At 72.4% G+C, this 20093-nt stretch carries 14 protein-coding genes and 2 pseudogenes; 6 read left to right on the plus strand and 10 right to left on the minus strand.

Annotated features, from left to right (window positions below; genetic code table 11):
* Nucleotides 1-33: 33 nt before the first annotated feature.
* Nucleotides 34-462 (plus strand): globin, encoded by a 429-nt coding sequence (locus QQG74_RS25645; protein WP_341717259.1) that lies wholly within the window; start codon nucleotides 34-36, stop codon nucleotides 460-462.
* A 262-nt stretch (nucleotides 463-724) separates the two neighbouring features.
* On the opposite strand, the gene QQG74_RS25650 is transcribed toward QQG74_RS25645, so the two are convergent.
* The 4 genes from QQG74_RS25650 to ettA all read right to left on the minus strand — a co-directional run bounded on the left by QQG74_RS25650 (nucleotide 725) and on the right by ettA (nucleotide 4248).
* Nucleotides 725-1309 carry a YbjN domain-containing protein gene (locus tag QQG74_RS25650; RefSeq protein ID WP_341717260.1) on the minus strand — a complete coding sequence of 195 codons (585 nt, stop codon included), beginning with the start codon at nucleotides 1307-1309 and terminating at the stop codon, nucleotides 725-727.
* A 132-nt stretch (nucleotides 1310-1441) separates the two neighbouring features.
* A complete protein-coding gene (locus tag QQG74_RS25655; protein WP_341717261.1) occupies nucleotides 1442-2128 on the minus strand; it encodes a hypothetical protein in 687 nt (228 codons plus the stop codon).
* Nucleotides 2125-2556, minus strand: coding sequence for a thioesterase family protein (locus tag QQG74_RS25660; RefSeq protein ID WP_341717262.1), 432 nt, complete (start codon nucleotides 2554-2556; stop codon nucleotides 2125-2127). Before QQG74_RS25660 ends, QQG74_RS25655 begins: the two co-directional genes overlap by 4 nt.
* A 15-nt stretch (nucleotides 2557-2571) precedes the next feature.
* A complete protein-coding gene (gene ettA / locus QQG74_RS25665) occupies nucleotides 2572-4248 on the minus strand; it encodes an energy-dependent translational throttle protein EttA (RefSeq protein WP_341717263.1) in 1677 nt (558 codons plus the stop codon).
* 332 nt (nucleotides 4249-4580) lie between these two features.
* Here ettA and QQG74_RS25670 point away from each other — a divergent pair, with 332 nt between their 5' ends.
* The 3 genes from QQG74_RS25670 (at nucleotide 4581) to QQG74_RS25680 (ending at nucleotide 9561) form a co-directional block, all read left to right on the plus strand.
* On the plus strand, nucleotides 4581-5981 hold the full coding sequence (locus tag QQG74_RS25670; RefSeq protein WP_341717264.1) for a trehalose-6-phosphate synthase: 1401 nt from the start codon (nucleotides 4581-4583) through the stop codon (nucleotides 5979-5981).
* A 23-nt stretch (nucleotides 5982-6004) separates the two neighbouring features.
* Nucleotides 6005-8584, plus strand: coding sequence for a trehalose-phosphatase (otsB, locus tag QQG74_RS25675; protein ID WP_341721380.1), 2580 nt, complete (start codon nucleotides 6005-6007; stop codon nucleotides 8582-8584).
* A 386-nt stretch (nucleotides 8585-8970) separates the two neighbouring features.
* A complete protein-coding gene (locus QQG74_RS25680; protein WP_341717265.1) occupies nucleotides 8971-9561 on the plus strand; it encodes a hypothetical protein in 591 nt (196 codons plus the stop codon).
* 68 nt (nucleotides 9562-9629) lie between these two features.
* Here QQG74_RS25680 and cobA read toward each other — a convergent pair.
* From cobA to cobC, 4 genes and pseudogenes are all read right to left on the minus strand, one after another.
* A pseudogene (gene cobA / locus QQG74_RS25685) lies at nucleotides 9630-10355 on the minus strand (uroporphyrinogen-III C-methyltransferase); the annotation flags it as partial.
* Nucleotides 10356-10562: 207 nt separating this feature from the next.
* Nucleotides 10563-11126: pseudogene (locus QQG74_RS25690) on the minus strand (NAD(P)-dependent oxidoreductase); the annotation flags it as partial.
* Nucleotides 11123-12232 (minus strand): nicotinate-nucleotide--dimethylbenzimidazole phosphoribosyltransferase, encoded by a 1110-nt coding sequence (cobT, locus tag QQG74_RS25695; protein WP_341721381.1) that lies wholly within the window; start codon nucleotides 12230-12232, stop codon nucleotides 11123-11125. The pseudogene QQG74_RS25690 and the gene cobT, both read right to left, overlap by 4 nt.
* The gene (gene cobC / locus QQG74_RS25700; protein WP_341717266.1) at nucleotides 12232-13356 is read right to left on the minus strand and encodes an Rv2231c family pyridoxal phosphate-dependent protein CobC; all 1125 of its coding nucleotides are present in this window, start codon (nucleotides 13354-13356) and stop codon (nucleotides 12232-12234) included. Before cobC ends, cobT begins: the two co-directional genes overlap by 1 nt.
* A gap of 121 nt (nucleotides 13357-13477) precedes the next feature.
* Between cobC and QQG74_RS25705 the strand changes: the two genes are divergently transcribed.
* Nucleotides 13478-15610: a transglycosylase domain-containing protein gene (locus QQG74_RS25705; RefSeq protein WP_341717267.1), complete on the plus strand. Its 2133-nt coding sequence runs from the start codon at nucleotides 13478-13480 to the stop codon at nucleotides 15608-15610.
* On the opposite strand, the gene QQG74_RS25710 is transcribed toward QQG74_RS25705, so the two are convergent.
* Nucleotides 15555-17180, minus strand: coding sequence for a cobyrinate a,c-diamide synthase (locus QQG74_RS25710; RefSeq protein WP_341717268.1), 1626 nt, complete (start codon nucleotides 17178-17180; stop codon nucleotides 15555-15557). The two genes, QQG74_RS25705 and QQG74_RS25710, sit on opposite strands and share 56 nt — an antisense overlap.
* Nucleotides 17181-17374: 194 nt before the next feature.
* Here QQG74_RS25710 and QQG74_RS25715 point away from each other — a divergent pair, with 194 nt between their 5' ends.
* Nucleotides 17375-18184 (plus strand): SURF1 family protein, encoded by an 810-nt coding sequence (locus QQG74_RS25715; RefSeq protein ID WP_341717269.1) that lies wholly within the window; start codon nucleotides 17375-17377, stop codon nucleotides 18182-18184.
* Nucleotides 18185-18239: 55 nt separating this feature from the next.
* Here the strand turns inward: QQG74_RS25715 and QQG74_RS25720 are convergent, their stop codons facing one another.
* Entirely contained in the window at nucleotides 18240-19946 is a 1707-nt protein-coding gene (locus QQG74_RS25720) for an ATP-dependent DNA ligase (RefSeq protein WP_341717270.1), read from the minus strand.
* Nucleotides 19947-20093 lie beyond the last annotated feature (147 nt).

Below are 20093 nucleotides of genomic sequence, written 5' to 3' on the forward strand. Positions count from 1 at the left end.
CGGCCGACGGGGGAAGCCTGGCAGGATGGAACGGTGAATTCCGCAGCTGAGTCCGAACCCCGCGGCGAGGCGGTCACGCTCTTCGACGCCGTCGGCGGCGAGCCCACGTTCCGCAAGCTGGTCGACGAGTTCTACGCCGGCATCGCCACCGACCCGCTGCTGCGCCCGATGTACCCGGAGGAGGACCTGGGTCCGGCCAACGAGCGGATGCGGCTCTTCCTGATCCAGTACTGGGGCGGCCCGAGCACCTACTCCGCCCAGCGGGGACATCCCCGGCTGCGGATGCGGCACGCGCCGTTCCGGATCGGCGCTGCCGAGCGCGACGCCTGGCTACGCCACATGCGCCGGGCCGTCGCCAGCCTCGACCTGCCACCGGCGACCGCCACCGAACTCTGGAACTACCTCGAACGGGCGGCGTACTTCATGGTGAACACGATGGAGGACCCGGCCGCCCCCGCGTGACCCTGCTCGACGGCGGCCCCGGCGGCACTGCCGCCACCGGCGGCCCCGGCGGCCCTGCCGCCACCGGCGGGCCCCGGCCCGACCGCCCAGGCACGTGGCCCGGCCACCCAGAGCGCGGCCGACGCACGTACGCCCGACCGCCCAGGCACGTGGCCCGGCCACCCAGAGCGCGGCCGACGCACGTACGCCCGACCGCCCAGGCACGTGGCCCGGCCGCCCTGGGCGGCCGACGCACGTGGCCCGGCCGCCCTGGGCGGCGGCGTCAGAGCAGGGCGCCCTCGTCGTGCAGCCAGTCGACGAAGCTCGTCGCCACGGCGGCCCCGCAATCGAGCAACTCGACCAGGAGCGCGTCGTGGGTGCCGGCGGCGAGCGGCACCTGCAACTCGGCGTAGATCGGCAACTGGCCCCGCTCGGTGGCGTCACCCACGTACGCCTTGCAGAAGCGTCGGGTGTGGTTCCACTCGTTGACCACCCGGTACGCCCGGTCCGCCCAGTCCGGCGGCACGGTCGCGTGTGGCCGCGCCCGAAGCACGAGGATCTCGTCCTCCGGGCCTTCGAGGGTGACCAGCACGGCGTGCCGTTCCCACATGGCCAGCAGATTGCCGTCGCCGTCGGCGAGATAGCGCACGTCGAGCAGGTCGAGCGCATCGCAGATCCGGCGCAGGGTGACCGGTTCGACGGTGGCCGGCATGTCGGCGATCAAGGAATGATCACCGCCTGGACAGTCGTCCCCCGGCTTACGGGGCGCCGGCGGTCCAACCCGGACGGCACCCTCCACCGTGATCCTGCTTCGAGTTTCCGAGTCGCCGCCACTGGCGGGACCAGGGCGCCATGACCACCACGGCATCGCTCGCGCACCTCACTCCCCAGCGGATCCAGTCGCCTACGGTGGGTTGGGATCCGAGGATGGACGGTACCCGGACAGCCGGTACGAAGCATCCCCCCAACGCCAGCCCCAACCCGGATTTACGATAGGTGGTCACCCGAACGGATGAGTCGCGACGGGCTTTACGACAAGATCCGTGGCCTTCTGCGACCACACGGCTCCGTACGGTCCCACCAGGCCGACCCATCGGCCAGCCGCCCGGACCTGTACCCCGTCCGGCCCGGGGGAATCCTCGGGCCCGAGGAACCCCATCCGGATCACTCCCTGCACCATCCGCTGGGTCACCCGTACCGGGCGGCCCGGCTCGTCGTCCGGAGTCACCACCACGGCGACGTGGTCCAGCAGCGCGTCCCGCAGCGCCCGCTGGCCGACCGCCCGGCCGCCGACCCCGTGCGCGCCCGCCGTCCGCAGGGTGTCCGCCGCCGCCTCGGCGAGCCGGCGCAGCTCACCGCCGGGCAGCGTCTCGACCCGTTGGCTGGCCGGCGGCGGGAGCGGCCACCGCCACCGGGCATCCTGCCGATCCGGCAGCGCGGTGCCGCCGGCCGCCAACTCGGCGAGCAACTGTCCGGCCACGACTGTGGCGTCCGCGCCGGCCGCGCCGGCCACGGTGCGAACCGCCAGCACCCCCCACGGCAGCCGGGCCCAGAGGGCGGTACGCCCGGGCGTACCGGCCGGACGCAGTCGGACCAGGGCGTCGCGCTCCAGCCGGACCAGCCGGGCCAGGAATGCCTCGGCGTCGGCGACGCCCTCGATGCCGTGCTGCGGGCCGACGCCGGTCACGTGGCGTACCCGAGCAGGAAGGTGCGCTCCGACTCGGTGAGTCGCCGAGGCAGCTGCCGGGTCAGGTCGAACGGCACCAGCACCGAGCGCGCCCGGCTGACCAGCAGCTCACCGTCGTACATCTCGTAGCCGATGGTGAAGGAACCGGCCCGGACCTGCTCCACCCAGAGCTCGATCCGTACCGTCGGGGCCGCCTCCGCGGTGGCCCGGCCCAGGGCGTAGTCGACCGGGCGCAGGTAGTCGACCTCGTGCCGGCGGATCACCACTCCGTCGGCGAACGAGTCGACGCCCTGTGCCCGGGCACCGACGAACATCAACGCCACCCGGGCCTCCTCGTAGAGGGTGAGGAAGCGGGCGTTGTTGACGTGCCCGTAGGCGTCCAGGTCGGACCACCGCAGGGTGCACTCGTAGACAAACCGGTCAGCCACGGGTACCGGCCCCGATCAGTCGCGGGTCAGCTTGCGGTAGGTCACCCGGTGCGGCCGGGCCGCCTCGGCGCCGAGCCGGTCGATCTTGTTCTTCTCGTACGCCTCGAAGTTGCCCTCGAACCAGAACCACTTCGCCGGGTTCTCCTCGTCGCCCTCCCAGGCCAGGATGTGCGTGGCGACCCGGTCCAGGAACATCCGGTCGTGGGAGATCACCACGGCGCAGCCGGGGAACTCCAGCAGCGCGTTCTCCAGGCTGGAGAGCGTCTCCACGTCCAGGTCGTTGGTGGGCTCGTCGAGCAGGATCACGTTCCCGCCGATCTTGAGCGTGAGCGCCAGGTTGAGCCGGTTGCGCTCGCCACCGGAGAGCACCTTTGTCGGCTTCTGCTGATCCGGTCCCTTGAACCCGAAGGCGGCGATGTACGCCCGGGACGGCATCTCGACCTTGCCCACCATCAGGTGGTCCAGCCCGTCCGAGACGACCTCCCAGACGGTCTTGTCGCCGGCCAGGCCCTGCCGGTTCTGGTCGACGTACGACAGCGAGACGGTGTCGCCGACCTTTACCGAGCCGGCGGTCGGCTGCTCCAGCCCGACGATCGTCTTGAACAGGGTGGTCTTGCCGACGCCGTTCGGGCCGATGATGCCGACGATGCCGTTGCGGGGCAGCGAGAAGGACAGGTTGTCGATAAGCACCCGGTCACCGAAGGCCTTGGTCAGGTTCTGCGCCTCGATGACGGTGTTGCCCAGGCGCGGGCCCGGCGGGATCTGGATCTCCTCGAAGTCCAGCTTGCGGGTCTTCTCCGCCTCGGCGGCCATCTCGTCGTACCGGTCGAGACGGGCCTTGGACTTGGTCTGCCGGGCCTTGGCGTTGGAGCGGACCCATTCCAGCTCGTCGGCGAGGCGCTTCTTCATCTTGGCGTCGCGGCGGCCCTCCACGGAGAGCCGGGCGGCCTTCTTCTCCAGGTAGGTGGAGTAGTTGCCCTCGTAGCCGACGGCCCGGCCCCGGTCCAGCTCCAGGATCCAGCCGGCCACGTTGTCCAGGAAGTACCGGTCGTGGGTGATGGCCAGCACGGTGCCGGCGTACTTGGCCAGGTGCTGCTCCAGCCACTGCACGCTCTCCGCGTCCAGGTGGTTTGTGGGCTCGTCGAGCAGCAGCAGGTCGGGCGCCTCCAGCAGGAGCTTGCAGAGCGCCACCCGGCGCCGCTCGCCACCGGAGAGCGTGGTGACGTCGGCGTCCGGCGGCGGGCAGCGCAGCGCGTCCATGGCCAGCTCGAGCTTGGAGTCGATGTCCCAGGCGTCGGCGTGGTCCAGCTCCTCCTGGAGCTTGCCCATCTCCTCCATCAACTCGTCGGAGTAGTCGGTGGCCATCTGCTCGGCGATCTTGTTGAACCGCTCCAGTTTGGCCTTGGTGTCGGCCACCGCCTCCTCGATGTTGCCGAGGACGGTCTTGGCGTCGTTGAGTGGCGGCTCCTGGGCCAGCAGTCCGACGGTGTAGCCGGGCATCAGCCGGGCCTCGCCGTTGCTCGGCCGGTCCAAGCCTGCCATGATCTTGAGCAGGCTGGACTTACCAGCACCGTTCGGGCCGACCACACCGATCTTGGCCCCCGGCAGGAAGCTAAGCGTCACGTTGTCGAGCACGACCTTGTCGCCGTGCGCCTTGCGCGCCTTTTCCAGGACGTAGATGTACTGGGCCACGGTGCGGGCTACCTCCGTCGATTGCGTTCGCCGAATTGCGTGGTGCGGGGCGCGGGCCGCGCCGCCACCCGTGCCTGCCGGCCGGGGCCGGCCGCGCGCACGCCATCCTCAATCCTGACAGGTACGCGGGCCCGCGCCCACATCGCCCCGCCCGGACAACGGCTCGCGGCGGGGCGGTCACGCCCTCGGCCGGACGACCTGTCACCATGATCACGCCGGCGGTTCGGCCAGTCTGGGACGGGTACGTGACTCCGGCACGGGGGAACAGACACCGCAGCTACGCTCAGTACGCTCATCGCGGTGGACCCGTCAGCACCCGGAGGTGGCCGATCGTGACCGTCCGTAGCTCCTTTGTCGTAGTGGCGAACCGCCTACCGGTCGACGAGGTGAGCACACCAGAGGGGCGGCAGTGGCGACGCAGCCCGGGTGGGCTGGTCACCGCGCTGCATCCCGTCCTCGCCGAGCACCACGGCACCTGGGTCGGCTGGGCCGGTGGCACCGGCCCGGCGCCCGAGCCGTTCGATCTGGAGGGCATCCGACTGCATCCGGTGCCGCTGAGCGCCGAGGAGTTGGAGCGCTACTACGAGGGTCAGTCCAACGCCACGATCTGGCCGCTCTACCACGACGCCGTCGAGACGCCCGCCTTCAAGCGCCGCTGGCGCGAGGCGTACCGCCTGGTCAATGCCCGGTTCGCGGAGGCCGCGGCGGACGTGGCGGCCGAGGGCGCCACGGTGTGGGTGCAGGACTACCAGCTCCAGCTGGTGCCGGCGATGCTCCGGGAACTCCGTCCTGACCTGCGGATCGGTTTCTTCCTGCACATCCCGTTCCCGCCGATCGAGCTGTTCATGCAGATGCCGTTCCGGACCGAGATCCTGCGCGGGCTGCTCGGGGCCGACCTGGTCGGCTTCCAGCAGCGGCTGGCCGCACAGAACTTCGTCCGGCTGGCCCGGCACCTGCTCGGTCTGCGCTACGAGGGGCAGATGATCCAGGTGGACGGCCGCCGGGTGAAGGCCGGCGCGTTCCCCATCTCGATCGACACCAAGGAGATGGAGCGGCTGGCGGCGGACCCGGCGATCCAGGCGCGGGCCAAGGAGATCCGCGAGGAGCTGGGCAACCCGCGGACGATCATCCTTGGCGTGGACCGGCTCGACTACACCAAGGGCATCGAGCTGCGACTCAAGGCTTTCCGCGAATTGCTTGCTGACGGAAAGTTGACAGTTCCGGACGCCGTTATGGTGCAGGTCGCCACCCCCAGCCGGGAGCGGGTGGAGCACTACCAGGCGCTTCGCGTCAAGGTGGAGCGCGAGGTTGGTCGGATTAATGGCGAATTCGGACGGGTGGGAGTCCCGGCAGTGCACTATCTCCATCAGTCGTACAGTCGGACCGAACTGGCTGCGATGTACGCCGCTGCCGATGTGATGATGGTGACTCCACTGCGAGACGGCATGAACCTGGTGGCCAAGGAGTACGTCGCGTCGCGAGCGGACCACGGGGGCGCACTCGTACTCAGTGAGTTCGCCGGCGCGGCCACCGAGCTGCGTCAGGCGTTCCTGTGCAACCCGCACGACCCGGACGCGGTCAAGGACGCTCTACTCCGGGCCGTGCATGTGGAGAAGCCGGAGGCTCGTCGCCGTATGCGGACCATGCAACGCCATCTGCGCACCCATGATGTGGGGCACTGGGCGAAGTCCTTCCTCACCGAACTCGGTGTCCCCGACATGGAGGCGGCGTGAACGCCGCCGCAGCCGAGATCGTCATGCCCCCTGCGGGCACCATGGCACCGGAACTCCGGGCCGCCATCGGGCGAATCGCCCGGGTACCTCAGCTCCTGGTCGCCTGCGACTACGACGGCACCCTCGCGCCGATCGTGGCGGACCCGAGCAAGGCCGTACCGTTGCCGGAGTCGGTTGCCGCGGTGCGCGCACTTGCCGCGCTGCCGCAGACCACGGTCGCCGTGGTCTCCGGGCGTGCGCTGCGTGACCTGGCCGCGCTCTCCCGGCTGCCAAGCGAGGTTCACCTGGTCGGCAGCCACGGCTCCGAGTTCGACATCGGCTTCGTCGAACGGCTCTCCCCCGAACTGATCGCCGTACGCACCCGGCTGCGGGAGTCGCTGCGCGAGATCGCCTCGGCCCACCCGGGTGTACGGCTCGAACGCAAGCCGGCAAGCGTCGCGGTACACACCCGTGGGGTCGCCCCCCAGATCGCCGCCGCAGCCATCGAGGCGGTCCGCAACGGCCCCGCCACCTGGCCGGACGTCACCGTCACCCAGGGCAAGGAGGTAATCGAGCTGTCCGTGGTGGCCACCCACAAGGGCACCGCGGTCGACCAACTGCGTACCCAGCTCTCGGCCAGCGCGGTGCTCTTCATCGGCGACGACGTCACCGACGAGAACGCCTTCGGCAACCTGAGCGGCCCCGACGTCGGCATCAAGATCGGGCCGGGCGAGACCAAGGCCGACTACCGGGTGGCCGAGCCGATCGAGGCCGCCCGGGCACTCGGCCTGCTGCTGGAGACCCGCCGGCACTGGCTCTTCGGCGAGCGGGCGGTGCCGATCGAACGGCACTCGATGCTTGCCAACGGGCGTACGGTCGCGCTGCTCACGCCCGACGCGAAGGTGACCTGGCTCTGCCACCCCAAGCCCGACTCGGCCGCGATCTTCGCCGACCTGGTCGGCGGCAGCCCGGCCGGGCACTTCAGCGTCGCACCGGAGCGCGGCGGCATTCCGCTCGGTCAGCGCTACCGGTCGGGCACGATGACCGTGGAGACCCGCTGGTCGGGGCTTACCGTCACGGACTGGCTCGACAAGCCGGACCCGAAGGCCACCCCGGACGGTCCGGCGATCATCGCCGGAGACTCCACCCTGATCCGGGTCCTCACCGGTACCGGCCGGGTACGGCTGGAATTCGCGCCACGGCCGGAGTTCGCCCAGGTCGCGGTGCAGCTCCAACCGCTCGGCGACGGCCTGCTCGTGCTCGGTTCCAACGAGCCGGCCGCGCTCTACTCCCCCGGCGTGCAGTGGGAGGTGGGCAACGACGGCGGGTACGCCAGCGCCAAGGCGGTGGTGGATCTCGCCGCGCTCGGCGGGCAGGTGGTGCTGGAACTGCGCTTCGGTACGCACAGCCTGGAACACCACCGGCTACCGATCCACGAGCGGCAGGCCGCGGCGGAGCGACCCTGGAAGGATTGGGTCGCCACGTTGCGGCTGCCCACCACCGCCCGGGACCTGGTCGCCCGCAGCGCGCTGACGTTGCGCGGCCTCTGCCACGAGGCGACCGGCTCCATCCTGGCGGCGGCGACCACCTCGCTTCCCGAGGAGTTGGGCGGCGTACGCAACTGGGACTACCGCTACTGCTGGCTGCGCGACGCCGCGATGACCGCCCGTGCCCTTGTCGACCTGGGTTCGATAAGCGAGGCCGAGGCGTTCCTGCGCTGGGTGGACGGCTGCGTGGAACGCACCGGCGGGCACCCCGAGCGGCTGCACCCGCTCTACACGGTGGACGGCTACGAGCTGGGTGCCGAGGCCGTGATCGACACCCTGCCCGGCTACGCCGGGTCCCGGCCGGTCCGCGTCGGCAACCTCGCCAACCACCAGCTCCAACTGGACGTCTTCGGCCCGATCGCCGACCTGATCGCCGCCACCGCCGACGTACGCGGCTCGGTACGGGCCGAGGAGTGGCGGGTGCTGGAGAACATGGTCGAGGCGGTCCGCCGCCGCTGGCACGAGCCGGACCACGGCATCTGGGAGGCCCGGCTGCCGCCCCGGCACCACATCTTCTCGAAGGTGATGTGCTGGATGACCGTCGACCGGGCGCTGCACGTGGCCCGCCAGCACGGCGGCGGAGACCGGGTGGAGTGGGTGGAGCTACGCGACCGGATCGCCGCAAACGTGCTCGAATACGGGTGGCACGAGCACGCCGAGGCGTACAGCGTCGCGTACGGCGACGAGGACATGGACGCCTCGTCGTTGTGGATCGGCCTGTCCGGCCTGTTGCCCGGTGACGACCCGCGCTTCCTCTCCACGGTGCTGAAGATCGAGGCGGACCTGCGCAGCGGCCCGGTGGTCTACCGCTACCACTGGGACGACGGTCTGCCCGGGCGCGAGGGTGGCTTCCACATCTGCACCGCGTGGCTGATCGAGGCGTACCTGCGTACCGGCCGGCGTACCGACGCCGAGGAGCTGTTCACCCAGATGATCGACACGGCGGGCCCGACCGGGCTGTTGCCCGAGCAGTACGACCCGCTCGCCGAGCGCGGCCTGGGCAACCACCCGCAGGCGTACAGCCACCTCGGGGTCATCCGCTGCGCACTGCTGCTGGACAACATGCTCAAGCAGTAGCCATCCGCACAAACCGCCCAAGCGGCCGGAGCGCTTCGCCTCCGGCCGCTTCGCCATTGCCGCGATCTGTCGGGTATACCGCCGGATGTCCGATTTTCGGGTCCGGTCGGCGGCCGGCAGCCGGAATCGGCGGGGTGGTCGCGGCGTTGTAACCGGGTGACCGACCGCAGCAGGCCCCTGGGATGTGCCCCGGGGTTTGCGGGGCCCGGAATGATGGCGGGCCGGCGGTGGTTGTACCTGGTCCCGGCGTCGCGAAGTGGCTTTCTGGCCCCGCGTGCTGGATCTCTGATCTTTCCCTTGTTTGTGAGCGCCGGACGGTGCTTGCGTGCGCCCGGCATCCCCCGTGTCGTCGGTGTGTGCGCCAACCCCCGAATGGAGCCTTTGTCATGAACACGATGCTGCGTAAGAGTGTGTTGGGTGTTGCTGGTCTGGCTTTTGCCGGTGGCATGGTCGCCGGTCCGGTCGCGGCGCACGTCGATGGTGGCGCGCTGGCTGCCGGTAAGCCGGTGGGTGTGGTGCAGGCCGACAAGCCCGACAACAGCAAGCTGATTCCGCATGGTGTGCAGGGTGAGCAGTCGCGGATCGAGTTGACCGATGAGCAGACCGAGAACGTGAAGGCGATCATCGCGGCGACGAAGAAGGCCGGTATGGACGAGCGGGCCGCGGTGGTGTCGATCGCGACGGCGTTGCAGGAGTCGAAGCTGGAGAACCTGGGTCATCTGGGTGACCGTAACGACCACGACTCGCAGGGCTTGTTCCAGCAGCGTCCGTCCTCGGGTTGGGGCACGGTGGAGCAGATCACCGATCCGCAGTACTCGACCACGGCGTTCCTGAAGGGTCTGAAGCAGGTCGACGGGTGGCAGGAGATGCCGCTGACCGAGGCCGCCCAGACGGTGCAGGTCTCGGCGCACCCGTTCCTGTACGCCCAGTGGGAGCAGCAGGCCGCTGACCTGGTCGCCGAACACTGGAACAGCTGACCACAGACGAACACTCGCTGGCCGGCACCCGACAAGGGTGCCGGCCAGCGGCGTTTGCCTGCGGTGGGTCAGCGTGCGTGCAGTGCGGTGACGACGTCGCCGACCACGACCACGGCCGGTGGGCGCAGGCCCGCGGCGGCCACGTCGGTGGCCACGGTGCCGAGCGTCGAGCGGACGATCCGCTGCGCGCCGGTGGTGGCCTCCTGCACCACCGCCGTCGGGGTGTCCGCCGGCCGCCCGTGTGCCAGCAACGTGTCGGTGATCGCCGGCAGGTTCTTCAGTCCCATCAGGATCACCAACGTGCCACGCAACTGAGCCAGGGCCTCCCAGCGCACCAGCGAGGCCGGCGAATCGGGCGCGACGTGCCCGGACACCACGGTGAACTCGTGCGCCACCGCGCGGTGGGTGACTGGGATGCCGGCGGCAGCCGGGGCGGCGATCGAACTGGTCACGCCCGGCACCACGGTCACCGGTATGCCGGCCTGCGCGCAGGCCAGCAACTCCTCACCACCCCGACCGAAGACGTACGGGTCACCTCCCTTGAGGCGTACCACGAAGGCGCCGGCCTGCGCGCGGTCGACCAGAATCCGGTTGATCTCATCCTGGGTGCGGGACGGGCCGTACGGGATCTTGGAGGCGTCCACCAGTTCCACGCCCGACCGCAGTTCGTCGAGCAGCAGGCCCGGCACGAGCCGGTCGGCGACCACGACGTCCGCCTCGGTGAGCAGCCGCCAGCCCTTGACGGTGATCAGCTCCGGATCACCGGGGCCGGAGCCCACAAGCGCGACCCGGCCGACCCCGCCAGCCGCGCCACCGGTCGTGCCGCCAGCCGCCGCATCGGTCCCGGCGTCGGTCGCGCCGCCGGCCGCCGTGCCGGTTGCCGCGTTTGTTGCGCCGCCGCCCGCCGTGCCGGGTGCGGTGCCGGGTGCGCCGCCGGCCGCCGTGCCGGGTGCCGCGTTTGTTGCGCCGCCAGCCGCCGTGCCGGGTGCGGTGCCGGGTGCGCCGCCGGCCGCCGTGCCGGGTGCGGTGCCGGGTGCGCCGCCGGCCGCCGTGCCGGGTGCGGTGTTAAGAAGGGGCCCTTCCTCTACAGAATCCGTTAAAAGGGGGCCCTTCCTTGCACTAAGGAGGGTGCGGATGGCGTCGCGGACGGTCATCGCGCGGCGGGGGTCACCGCCGCCGAGGACCGCCACGGTGACCGGGCCGTGCCGGGTCACCGCCGGGGTCCAGGCGGTCGCCGCCGCCCGGTCGTCGGCGCGTACGCAGAAGATGCGGCGTTCGTCGGCAATCGCGCTCACCGAGGCGGCGACGGTCGGGTCGTCAACCGCGACGTGCACCAACCAGGCGCTGTCCAGGTCGTCGGGGGTGAACGGGCGGGGCTGCCAGCGCAGTCGACCGGCGTCGGCGTGTGCCCGCAGCGCCGGGCTGATCTCCGGTGCCACCAGCAGCACGTCCGCGCCCGCGTCGAGCAGGGCGGGTACCCGGCGGGTGGCGACGGCTCCGCCGCCGACCACGACCACCCGTCGGCCGGCCAGCCGGAGCCCGAGGGGATAGGGGTTCGCCGTCACTTCTCGGCCACCCCGGCGGAGTCGAAGGTGGCCACCTCGTGCAGCACCCGGACCGCACCGCCGACCACGGGCAGCGCGAGCAGCGCGCCGGTGCCCTCGCCGAGCCGCAGCCCGAGGTCGACAAGTGGGGTGAGGCCGAGCCGCCGCAGCGCGACGGTGGCACCGGGTTCGGCGGAGCGGTGGCCGGCGATCATCGCTCCGACCGCGTCGGGGGCGAACGCCACGGCGGCGAGCGCGGCGGCGACCGCGATCACCCCGTCCAGCAGCACCGGTACGCGACGGGCAGCCGCGCCGAGGAGCAGCCCGGTGAGCGCGGCATGTTCCAGGCCGCCGACCGTGGCAAGTACGCCCAGCGGGTCGGCCGGATCGGGCTCGTGCCGGCGCAGCGCGTTCCGTACCACCTCGATCTTGTGCTGGTACGTCGGGTCGTCGACCCCGGTGCCCCGGCCGGTCGCCTCGGCGGCGTCGACCCCGGCGAACGCGGCGATCAACGCGGCGGCGGGGGTGGTGTTGGCGATGCCCATGTCGCCGGTGAGCAGGACCCGGGCCCCGGCGTCGACCAGTTCCCCGGCGACCCGGATGCCGACCTCGATCGCCGCGCGTGCCTCGTCGCGGGTCAGCGCGGCGGTGACGGCCAGGTCCCGGGTACCCCGGCGGACGTTGGCGCTCACCAGCCGGGGCACCGCCGGATCGGCCGCAGGGCCGGACTCGGTTGCCGGGTCGGCGGCGATCGGGGCATCGGGGGCGGGCAGCGGGGTGGCCACGCCGACGTCGACCACGGTCACCGTGGCGCCGGCCTGCCGGGCGAACGCGTTGACCACCGCGCCGCCGGCCAGGAAGTTGGCGACCATCTGCGCGGTGACCTCCTGCGGCCATCCGGTGACCCGTTGGGCGTGCACGCCGTGGTCGCCCGCGAAGATGGCCACGGCCGCCGGGGTGGGCAGCGGCGGCGGGCAGGCACCGGCCAGGCCGGCGAGGCGTACCGAGAGATCCTCCAGGGCACCGAGCGAGCCGGCCGGTTTGGTCAGGCGGGCCTGCAACTGCCGGGCGGCGGTCATCGCCGGCTCGTCGAGCGGGCCGATCGCCGCGATCGTGCTTTCCAGCATCATGCCTCCAGGATCTCCGCCAGCACTGTGGTGAACGCGTCGGTGGTCGCCCGGTCCCGCACCGCGATCCGCAGCCAGTCCGGGCCCAGCCCCGGGAAGGTGTCGCCGCGGCGCACCGCCCAGCCCCGGCGGCGCAGCTCGACCCGGATCCGGTCCGCACCGGGCCGGTGGATCAGCACGAACGCGCTGGCCGGGCGGCCCGCGACGCGTACTCCGGGCAGGGCGGCGAGTCGGGTGATCAGGTGGTCGCGGTCGGCCGCGAGTTGCGCGGCGATGGCGCGCTCGGCCCGGACCGCCGCGGGGCCGGCGCAGGCGGTCGCGGCGGCCAGGGCCGGCGTGGAGACGGCCCAGAGCGGCTGTACGGCGGCCAGCCGACGCAGGAGGGCGGCCTCGCCCAGCAGGTAGCCGATCCGCAGCCCGGCCAGCCCCCAGGTCTTGGTGAGGCTACGCACGACAAGCAGTCCGGGCAGGTCCCGGCGGGCCGCCAGCGACTCGGGTTCGCCCGGTACGCCGGGCGCGGCGGTGGTGTCGGCGAATGCCTCGTCGACCACGAGTACCCGGCCCGGTCGGGCGAGGGCCGCCAGGTCGGCGGCGCGGTGCAGCACCGAGGTGGGGTTGGTCGGGTTGCCGATCATGACCAGGTCGGCGTCGGCGGGAATCCGCTGCGGGTGCAGCCGGAAGCCGTCCGCCGGGTCGAGCAGCACCCGCTGCACGTCGTGCCCGGCCGCCCGCAGCGCGGCCTCCGGTTCGGTGAACTGCGGGTGCACCACCACCGGCCGGCGGACTCCGCGCAGCGCCTGAGCGACCAGCACGAAGCCTTCGGCGGCACCGGCGGTCAGCAGTACCTCGGCCGGCTCCCGGCCGTGTCGGGCGGCGACGGCGGCCCGTGCCGGACCCGGATCCGGGTACGCCGCCAGGTCGGCCAGCGACGCGGTGATCGGCTCGGCCAGCCAGCTCGGCAGCGGGGCCTGCCGCACGTTGACGGCGAGATCGACAAGCCCCTCGCCCACCTCCGCGTCGCCGTGGTGACCGAGATCGACCGGTCCGGCACCCCGTTCGGTGTCGCGGGCCGGATCCGGCTCGGCCGGCGACGCGGCGAAGGCTCCGGTGAACTGAGCGTGCATGTCCGCGATCCTGCCGGGAAGGCGGCCTCGGGGACAGCCGCCCGGAGGGTGGGCCGCATCACCGCTCATCACTTCATGAGTATTTCTCATGGAAGAATCGGAAATGTCATAACTTAGCGGTGTGAGCAACCGACCCCTTGCCGCCGCTGGTCGTCTCGTTCCTCTCCTCCGTGCCGGGCTCATCGCCGGCATCGTGGTCGCCGCCGTCGCGTACCCCGTCGTGGCCCTCACCGGCCTCGGCGCCAAGGCCACCGCGCACGCCGTGGAGAGCAAGACCAGGCTGCTGGCAAACGCCATGCCCGCCGAGACCTCCTACCTGTACGCGCCGGACGGCCGGACCGTGTTGACCATGTTCTACGAGGAGTACCGGCAGTACACCAAGCTGGCGGACATCTCGCCGAACATGCAGCAGGCCATCGTCGCCGCCGAGGACAACCGGTTCTACCAGCACCACGGCGTCGACCCGAAGGGCGTCGCCCGCGCCTTCGTGGCCAACGCCCGATCCAGCGGCGTCTCCCAGGGCGCCTCCACGCTCACCATGCAGTACGTCCGGATGGCCCTGCGGGACAGCGCCACCACCCCACGGGAGGTGCAGGAGGCCACCGCGCAGACCCCGGTCCGCAAGGTCAAGGAGATGCGCATGGCGGTCGACCTGGAGAAGGAGTTGACCAAGGAGGAGGTCCTGGAGCGCTACCTCAACTCGGCGTACTTCGGGCACCGCGCGTACGGCATCTACGCCGCCAGCGAGATCTTCTTCTCCAAGACGCCGAAGGAACTGACCCCGGTCGAGGCGGCCACCCTCGCCGGGCTGGTCAAGTCGCCGTCGCAGTACGACCCGGCCAGCTCGGACCAGAAGGGGGCCACCGCACGCCGCAACTACGTGCTGGACAACATGACCAGGCTCGGCTACCTGTCACCGGACTCGGCGGCGGCGGCGAAGACCGAGCCGATCCGGCTGAAGCTGAGCTACCCACCAAACGACTGCGCCGCCGTGCCGGAGAAGTGGAACAGCTGGGGCTTCCTCTGCGACTACCTGAAGAACTGGTGGAGCGCACAGCCCGCGTTCGGGGACAACCGGTTGGAGCGGATGGACAAGCTACGCCGGGGCGGCTACCGCATCGTGCTCAGCATGGACCCGAAGATCCAGGCCGCGGCGGAGAAGAACGTCGGCACCAAGGGCAACACCGGCAGCCCCTTCGCCAACGGCATCGTGGTCGCCGAACCGGGCACCGGTCGGGTGAAGGCGATGGCGGTGAACCGTACCTACTCGCTGAACCTGGACGAGAACCCGCTCAGCTCCAACCCGGAGGCCGGCCCGAAGGTGAAGGCCAACTACCCGAACACGGTGGCCCCGCTGATGGGCGGTGGTGACCTGCCCGGTTACCAGGCCGGTTCGACGTTCAAGATGTTCCCCATGCTGGCCGCGCTGGACTCCGGGATGACCCTGAGCACCACCTTCAACGCGCCGCACACCTACCGGTCGGAGATCTACGACGGCTGGCAGCCCTCCAACGCCAGTGGCGCGATGAGCGGCCCGCAGACCATGTGGTCGGGCTTCGGCAAGTCGGTGAACACCTACTTCGTCTGGCTGGAGGAGCAGGTCGGTGCGGAGCGGGCCGTGCGGCTCGCCGAACAGTTGGGGCTGCGCTGGCGTACCGACGTGGACCGGGAACACGCCGCCCCGTCGAAGGCCAACAAGTGGGGCGCGTTCACCCTGGGCGTCTCCGACGCCACCCCGCTGGAGATGGCAAACGCGTACGCCGCCGTCGCCGCCGACGGGCGGTACTGCGAGGCGATGCCGGTTTCCGCGATCTACGACCGCACCGGCAAGCCGGCCACCTTCAAGACCGCCGGCGGCATCGAACGGGAGGTCGCCAAGCCGCGCTGCCGCCAGGTGGTCAGCGCGGACGCCGCCCGGGCCGCGACCGACGCCGCCCGCTGCCCCACCGGCGACAGCCCGGCCAAGGGCGGCTGCGGCGGCTGGTCGACGGCGGACAGCGTCCGCGGCACGGTGGGTCGCCCGGTGGCCGGCAAGACGGGTACCACGGACAGCACCCGGTCGGCCTGGTTCGTCGGCTACACGCCGGAACTGGCGGCGGCGAGCTTCATCTCCGACCCGGACAACCCGTTCAACGCGGTGGGTGACGGCCAGTCGGAGGTGCCGATCGCGGCGGTCGCGAACACGCTCCGCGACGCGCTCAAGGGGAAACCGGTTCGGGACTTTGCCCCGCCGTCGGACCGGATCGTGGGCTGACCGGGCCGGACTGCGAGCTGCCCGGGCCAGCCGGCGGACCGACCGGACCAGCCGCCGGACTGGCCGGGCCGGGCTGCGGGTTCACCAGGCCGGGCTGCGGGTTGGCCGGACCGGGCTGCGGGTTGGCCGGGCCAGCCGGCGGACTGGCCGGGCCGGGCTGCGGGTTGGCGGGGCTGGCTTGTGGGCTGGTCGGATCGGTCGCTGCGGCGGCCACCAGCCGCGCCGCGAACTGCGGGTAGGCGGCCCAGTGCGGGACGAGTTGGGAGGCGTGCACGCCACGCCAGACGAACCCCTCCGGCGTCCCACCCGGCCAGCTCCACGCCGACCGCTGCCCACTCCGAGGGGCGAGCACCGCACGGTGCTCCTTGTGCCCGACCACCACCTCACCCCGACTGACGATCACGCTGTCGCTCTGTGCGGTCGCCTCCCGGTAGCCGACGACCATCCCGTCGCGGATGCTGCCGATCGCGTCAAGCACCCCGCACATGGGCAGCCCGTCCACCTCCCGGGCCAGCCAGAGCAGGCCGGCGCCCTCGGCGACCACCGGCCGGCCGGTCCGCGCCAGCTCGGCCACCGCGATGCAGAGCCGGCGGTTGGCGGAGAGTTGCTCGGCGTACGACTCGGGCAGCGCGCCGCCGATCACCAGCGCCCGGGTGCCGGCCGGCAGCCCCTCGTCGACGAACGGGTCGAGGGTGACCACCTCCGCACCGGCGGCCCGCAGCAACTCGGTCACCTCGGCATGGCCGAAACTGCCGCCCGGTCCCCCGGCCACCGCCACGATCGGCCGCTCGGCTCCGGACGGCCGGCCCGCCGGCACCCCGTCGGCCCCTGCCGGTGGCTCCGGCGACCACGGCTGCGCGGTCAGCGGCGGGGCGGAGCGGGCCATCCCGAGCAGCCGCTCCAGGTCCACCGTCGCGGCCACCGCCTCGCCCAGCCGACGTACCGCCCTGCTGGCCTCGCCGCCCCCGGCGAGCACGGGCATCACCCCGTGCCGGCGGGCCGGCAGCACCGGGGGCAGGTCCTGGCGGCGCAGCGCGCCGTAGACCGGTACGCCGATGTCGTCGAGCGCCTCGCGCAGCAGCGCCTCGTGCCGGGCGGAGGCGACCCGGTTGAGGATCACGCCGCCGATCCACAGCTGCTCGTCGTACGCCCGGAAGCCGTGCACCAGGGCGGCCACCGACTGGCCCATCGCGGCGACGTCGATCACCAGCACGACCGGGCTGCGCAGCGCGGTGGCCACGGCGGCGGTCGACTCGGTCTCGCAGCGCCCGGTGAGGCTGTCGTACAGGCCCATGCTGCCCTGCACCACCGCCAGGCCGGTGCCCGCCGCCCCGTGGGCCAGCAGCGGGGCGAGCCGTTCGGTGCCGACCAGTCGGGGATCCAGGTTGCGTCCGGCCCGACCGGTGGCCAGCCCGAGATAGGCGGCGTCCACCTGGTCCGGACCGACCTTGAACCCGGCCACCTCCAGACCCCGGTCGGCGAGCGCGGCGAGCAAACCGATCGCCAAGGCGTTCTTGCCGTGTCCGGAGGAGGGAGCGCTGAGCACCAGACGCGGCACGACGGTCATCATCGACTCCTCGCGAGCGGACGGCGTGCCGACCGTCGGCGCGCTCCGCCCGCGTGACGATAGCCGACACCCGCGAGGCGCACGCGCCGCCCGGTGCCCCTCCCACTGCGAGACGGCGCGGCCCGTCCCCCGAACCACCGGACGCGCCCCTGGCGGCGCGGCACAGTGGCGGCGGTCATAGCGGTAGCCTTCCAGGGGTGTACCGGTTCCTGCTGACGCCGCGCTGGCTGGGCATCCTCGCGTTGACGCTGGTCGCCGCCACGGTGATGGTGCTGCTCGGCAACTGGCAGCTGGACCGCTACCACGGCCGTACCGCGGTAAACGAACGGATCGACGCCGGCCTGCGGATGGCACCGGTACCGCTGCGCGAGGCGTTGCCCGCGCCGACCGGCGGCCCGGGCACGGTCGGCCCGCCGCCGGCCGAGGAACGGACCTTCACCCGGGTCACCGTGACCGGCCGCTACGACACCGAAAACGTCGTCCTGGTCCGGGGCCGCACGGTCGAGAGCAAGGTCGGCTTCGAGGTGGTCACGCCGCTGGTGCTGGCCGACGGCACGGCGGTGCTGGTGGACCGGGGCTGGATCCCGCCGGCCCCCGGCGGGGCGACGGCGCAGCCGGAGGTGCCGGCGGCACCGGCCGGTGAGGTGACCGTCGAGGGACGGGTGCACGCGAGCGAGAGCGGCGCCGGCACGGTGACCAGGCGTGACGGCCGGTTGGAGACCCGCCGGATCGCAGTCTCCCAGCTCGCCCGGGAGCTGCCGTACCCGGTGCACGGGGCGTACCTGCTGCTCGACGAGCAGACCCCGGCCGCCGACCCGGTGTTCAAGGCGATCCCGGTCGGGCACGCCAACAACTGGCAGAACCTCGGCTACGTCGTCCAGTGGTGGATCTTCGCCGCGATGACCCTGTTCGGCTACGGCTGGATCGCCCGCCGCGAGGCCCGCCGGCTGGCCGGTGTGACCGACGACCGTCCCCGCGACCGGGCTGCCGAGACCTCCGCCAGCTGACCGTTGCCAGCCAGCACCACCGGCACCCGCCACCGGGCCCGCGCCAACCGCGTCGTCAGCCGCCGCTGCGGGCGGTGTGGATGGCGCGGACCGCGTCGATGGTGTCGGCCTCGGCGGCGGTCTTGTCGTCGCGGTAGCGGACCACCCGGGCGAAGCGCAGGGCCACCCCGCCCGGGTAGCGCGAGCTGCGCTGCACGCCGTCGAAGGCGATTTCCACGACCTGCTCGGGACGGACCCGGACCACCCAGTCGCCGCGTTCGGTGGCCAGGCCGAGGAAGCGTTCGGTCTGCCAGCGCAGCAACTCGTCGGTGAGCCCCTTGAAGGTCTTGCCGAGCATCACGAACCCGCCGGTGGCCGGGTCACGGGCACCCAGGTGCAGGTTGGACAGCCAGCCGGTACGCCGCCCGCTGCCCCACTCGACGGCGAGCACGACCAGGTCCAGGGTGTGTCGGGGCTTCACCTTGACCCAGGCGGCACCACGCCGACCCGCGTCGTACGGTGCGTCGGGCGCCTTCACCACCACGCCCTCCTGGCCGGCGTCGAGCGCGGCGGCGAACGCCGCCCCGGCCTGCTCCGGCCCGTCCACCTCCACCCGCCCCACCAGCAGCGACGCGTCCACGGTGCCGCCGAGGGCGGCCCACCGGTCCCGGCCGGGCAGGTCGATCAGATCCGTGCCGTCGAGGTGCAGCAGATCGAAGAAGTACGGCGTGAGCACCGTCTCGCCGGTGCGTGCGGCGGCGGCGCGGACCGCCGGAGCGACCGGCGGGCCCTCGGCACCGCTGCCCGACCCGATGCCGTCTGGCCCGGTGTCATCCGGCGCGGTGTCATCCGGCGCGGTGTCGTCCGGCGCGGTGTCGCCGTCGTCGGGTTCCGTGCCGTCCGGCTCACCCGGTCGGGTGCCGGCCGACCCGGAGCGGCGGGCCGCGGCGCTGGAGGTCTGCTGGAACGGCAGCGGCCGACCGGTCTCGTCCAGCCCGATCGCCTCCCCATCCAGGACCAGTTCCCGGGCGGGCAGGGCGCGCACGGCCGCGACCACCTCGGGTACCCGGGTGGTGATCTCGTCCAGGCTGCGGGTGAAGACGGCGATGTCCCGGCCGCTGCGATGCACCTGGATGCGGATGCCGTCGAGCTTGACGTCGACCACTGCCGGTGTGCCGGTGGCGGTGAGCGCCTCGTCGACCGACGACGCGCTCTGCGCAAGCATCGGCGCCAACGGCCGACCGACCCGTAGCCCGAAGCCGGCCAGCGCGGCGGCCCCGCCGGTCAGCGCGGCCACCGCCACCTCCCGCAGGTCACCCGCGAGCAGCAGGGCCCGACGCACCGCAGTGACTGGAACCCCGGCCGCCCGCGCGATCGCGTCGGCGAGCAACCCCGCCTGGGCACCGTGTCGCAGTTCGCCGAGGAAGAGCCCGGTCAGCAGGCGCTGCTCGTCGGCGGTCGCGGCGGCGTAGAGGGCGTCCACCAACCCCCGGCGGCGGGCCTGCGACCCGGTGCCGCGCACCGCCGCGATCCGGTCGATGGCGGCGTCGACCGCAGCCACGGTCAGGGTCGGCTCCGCTGCCGGCGGCGGCAGGTCGCGCAGGCTGGCCCAGCCCACCCCGGTCTGCCGCTGCCGCAGCTCACCGGCGAGCCAGCCGGATCCCGCCGCGACCTCGGCCGGTTCGAGCCGGCGGAGCGCGTCGGCGAGCAGCTCGACCTTGGCCCGCCGGCCGCTGGTGGCGCCGACGGCCGCAGAGGTGGCAGCCACATCGAGGAATCGCATCGCCCCAGCGTAAGGAAGGGCCCCCGGTTAACGCCTGGTGTATAGCAGGGGACCCCTCCTAACCACCGGGTGGGACACCAGGTGCTGGGCCAGTGCTGTGCAGCGGGCTCGGGTCGGCACCCGCTGCACACACCACGTCGTCCAGGG

It is taken from the genome of Micromonospora sp. FIMYZ51 (assembly GCF_038246755.1).
Lineage (GTDB): Bacteria > Actinomycetota > Actinomycetes > Mycobacteriales > Micromonosporaceae > Micromonospora.

Bases quoted from the DNA above. Each gene is read 5' to 3' on its own strand.
- QQG74_RS25650 (WP_341717260.1), bottom strand. From the start codon at position 1,309: ATGCCGTGGTGGTCATGGCGCCCTGGTCCCGCCAGTGGCGGCGACTCG.
- otsB (WP_341721380.1), top strand. From the start codon at position 6,005: ATGCCCCCTGCGGGCACCATGGCACCGGAACTCCGGGCCGCCATCGGG.
- QQG74_RS25680 (WP_341717265.1), top strand. From the start codon at position 8,971: ATGAACACGATGCTGCGTAAGAGTGTGTTGGGTGTTGCTGGTCTGGCT.
- cobT (WP_341721381.1), bottom strand. From the start codon at position 12,232: ATGCTGGAAAGCACGATCGCGGCGATCGGCCCGCTCGACGAGCCGGCG.
- cobC (WP_341717266.1), bottom strand. From the start codon at position 13,356: ATGCACGCTCAGTTCACCGGAGCCTTCGCCGCGTCGCCGGCCGAGCCG.
- QQG74_RS25710 (WP_341717268.1), bottom strand. From the start codon at position 17,180: ATGATGACCGTCGTGCCGCGTCTGGTGCTCAGCGCTCCCTCCTCCGGA.
- QQG74_RS25720 (WP_341717270.1), bottom strand. From the start codon at position 19,946: ATGCGATTCCTCGATGTGGCTGCCACCTCTGCGGCCGTCGGCGCCACC.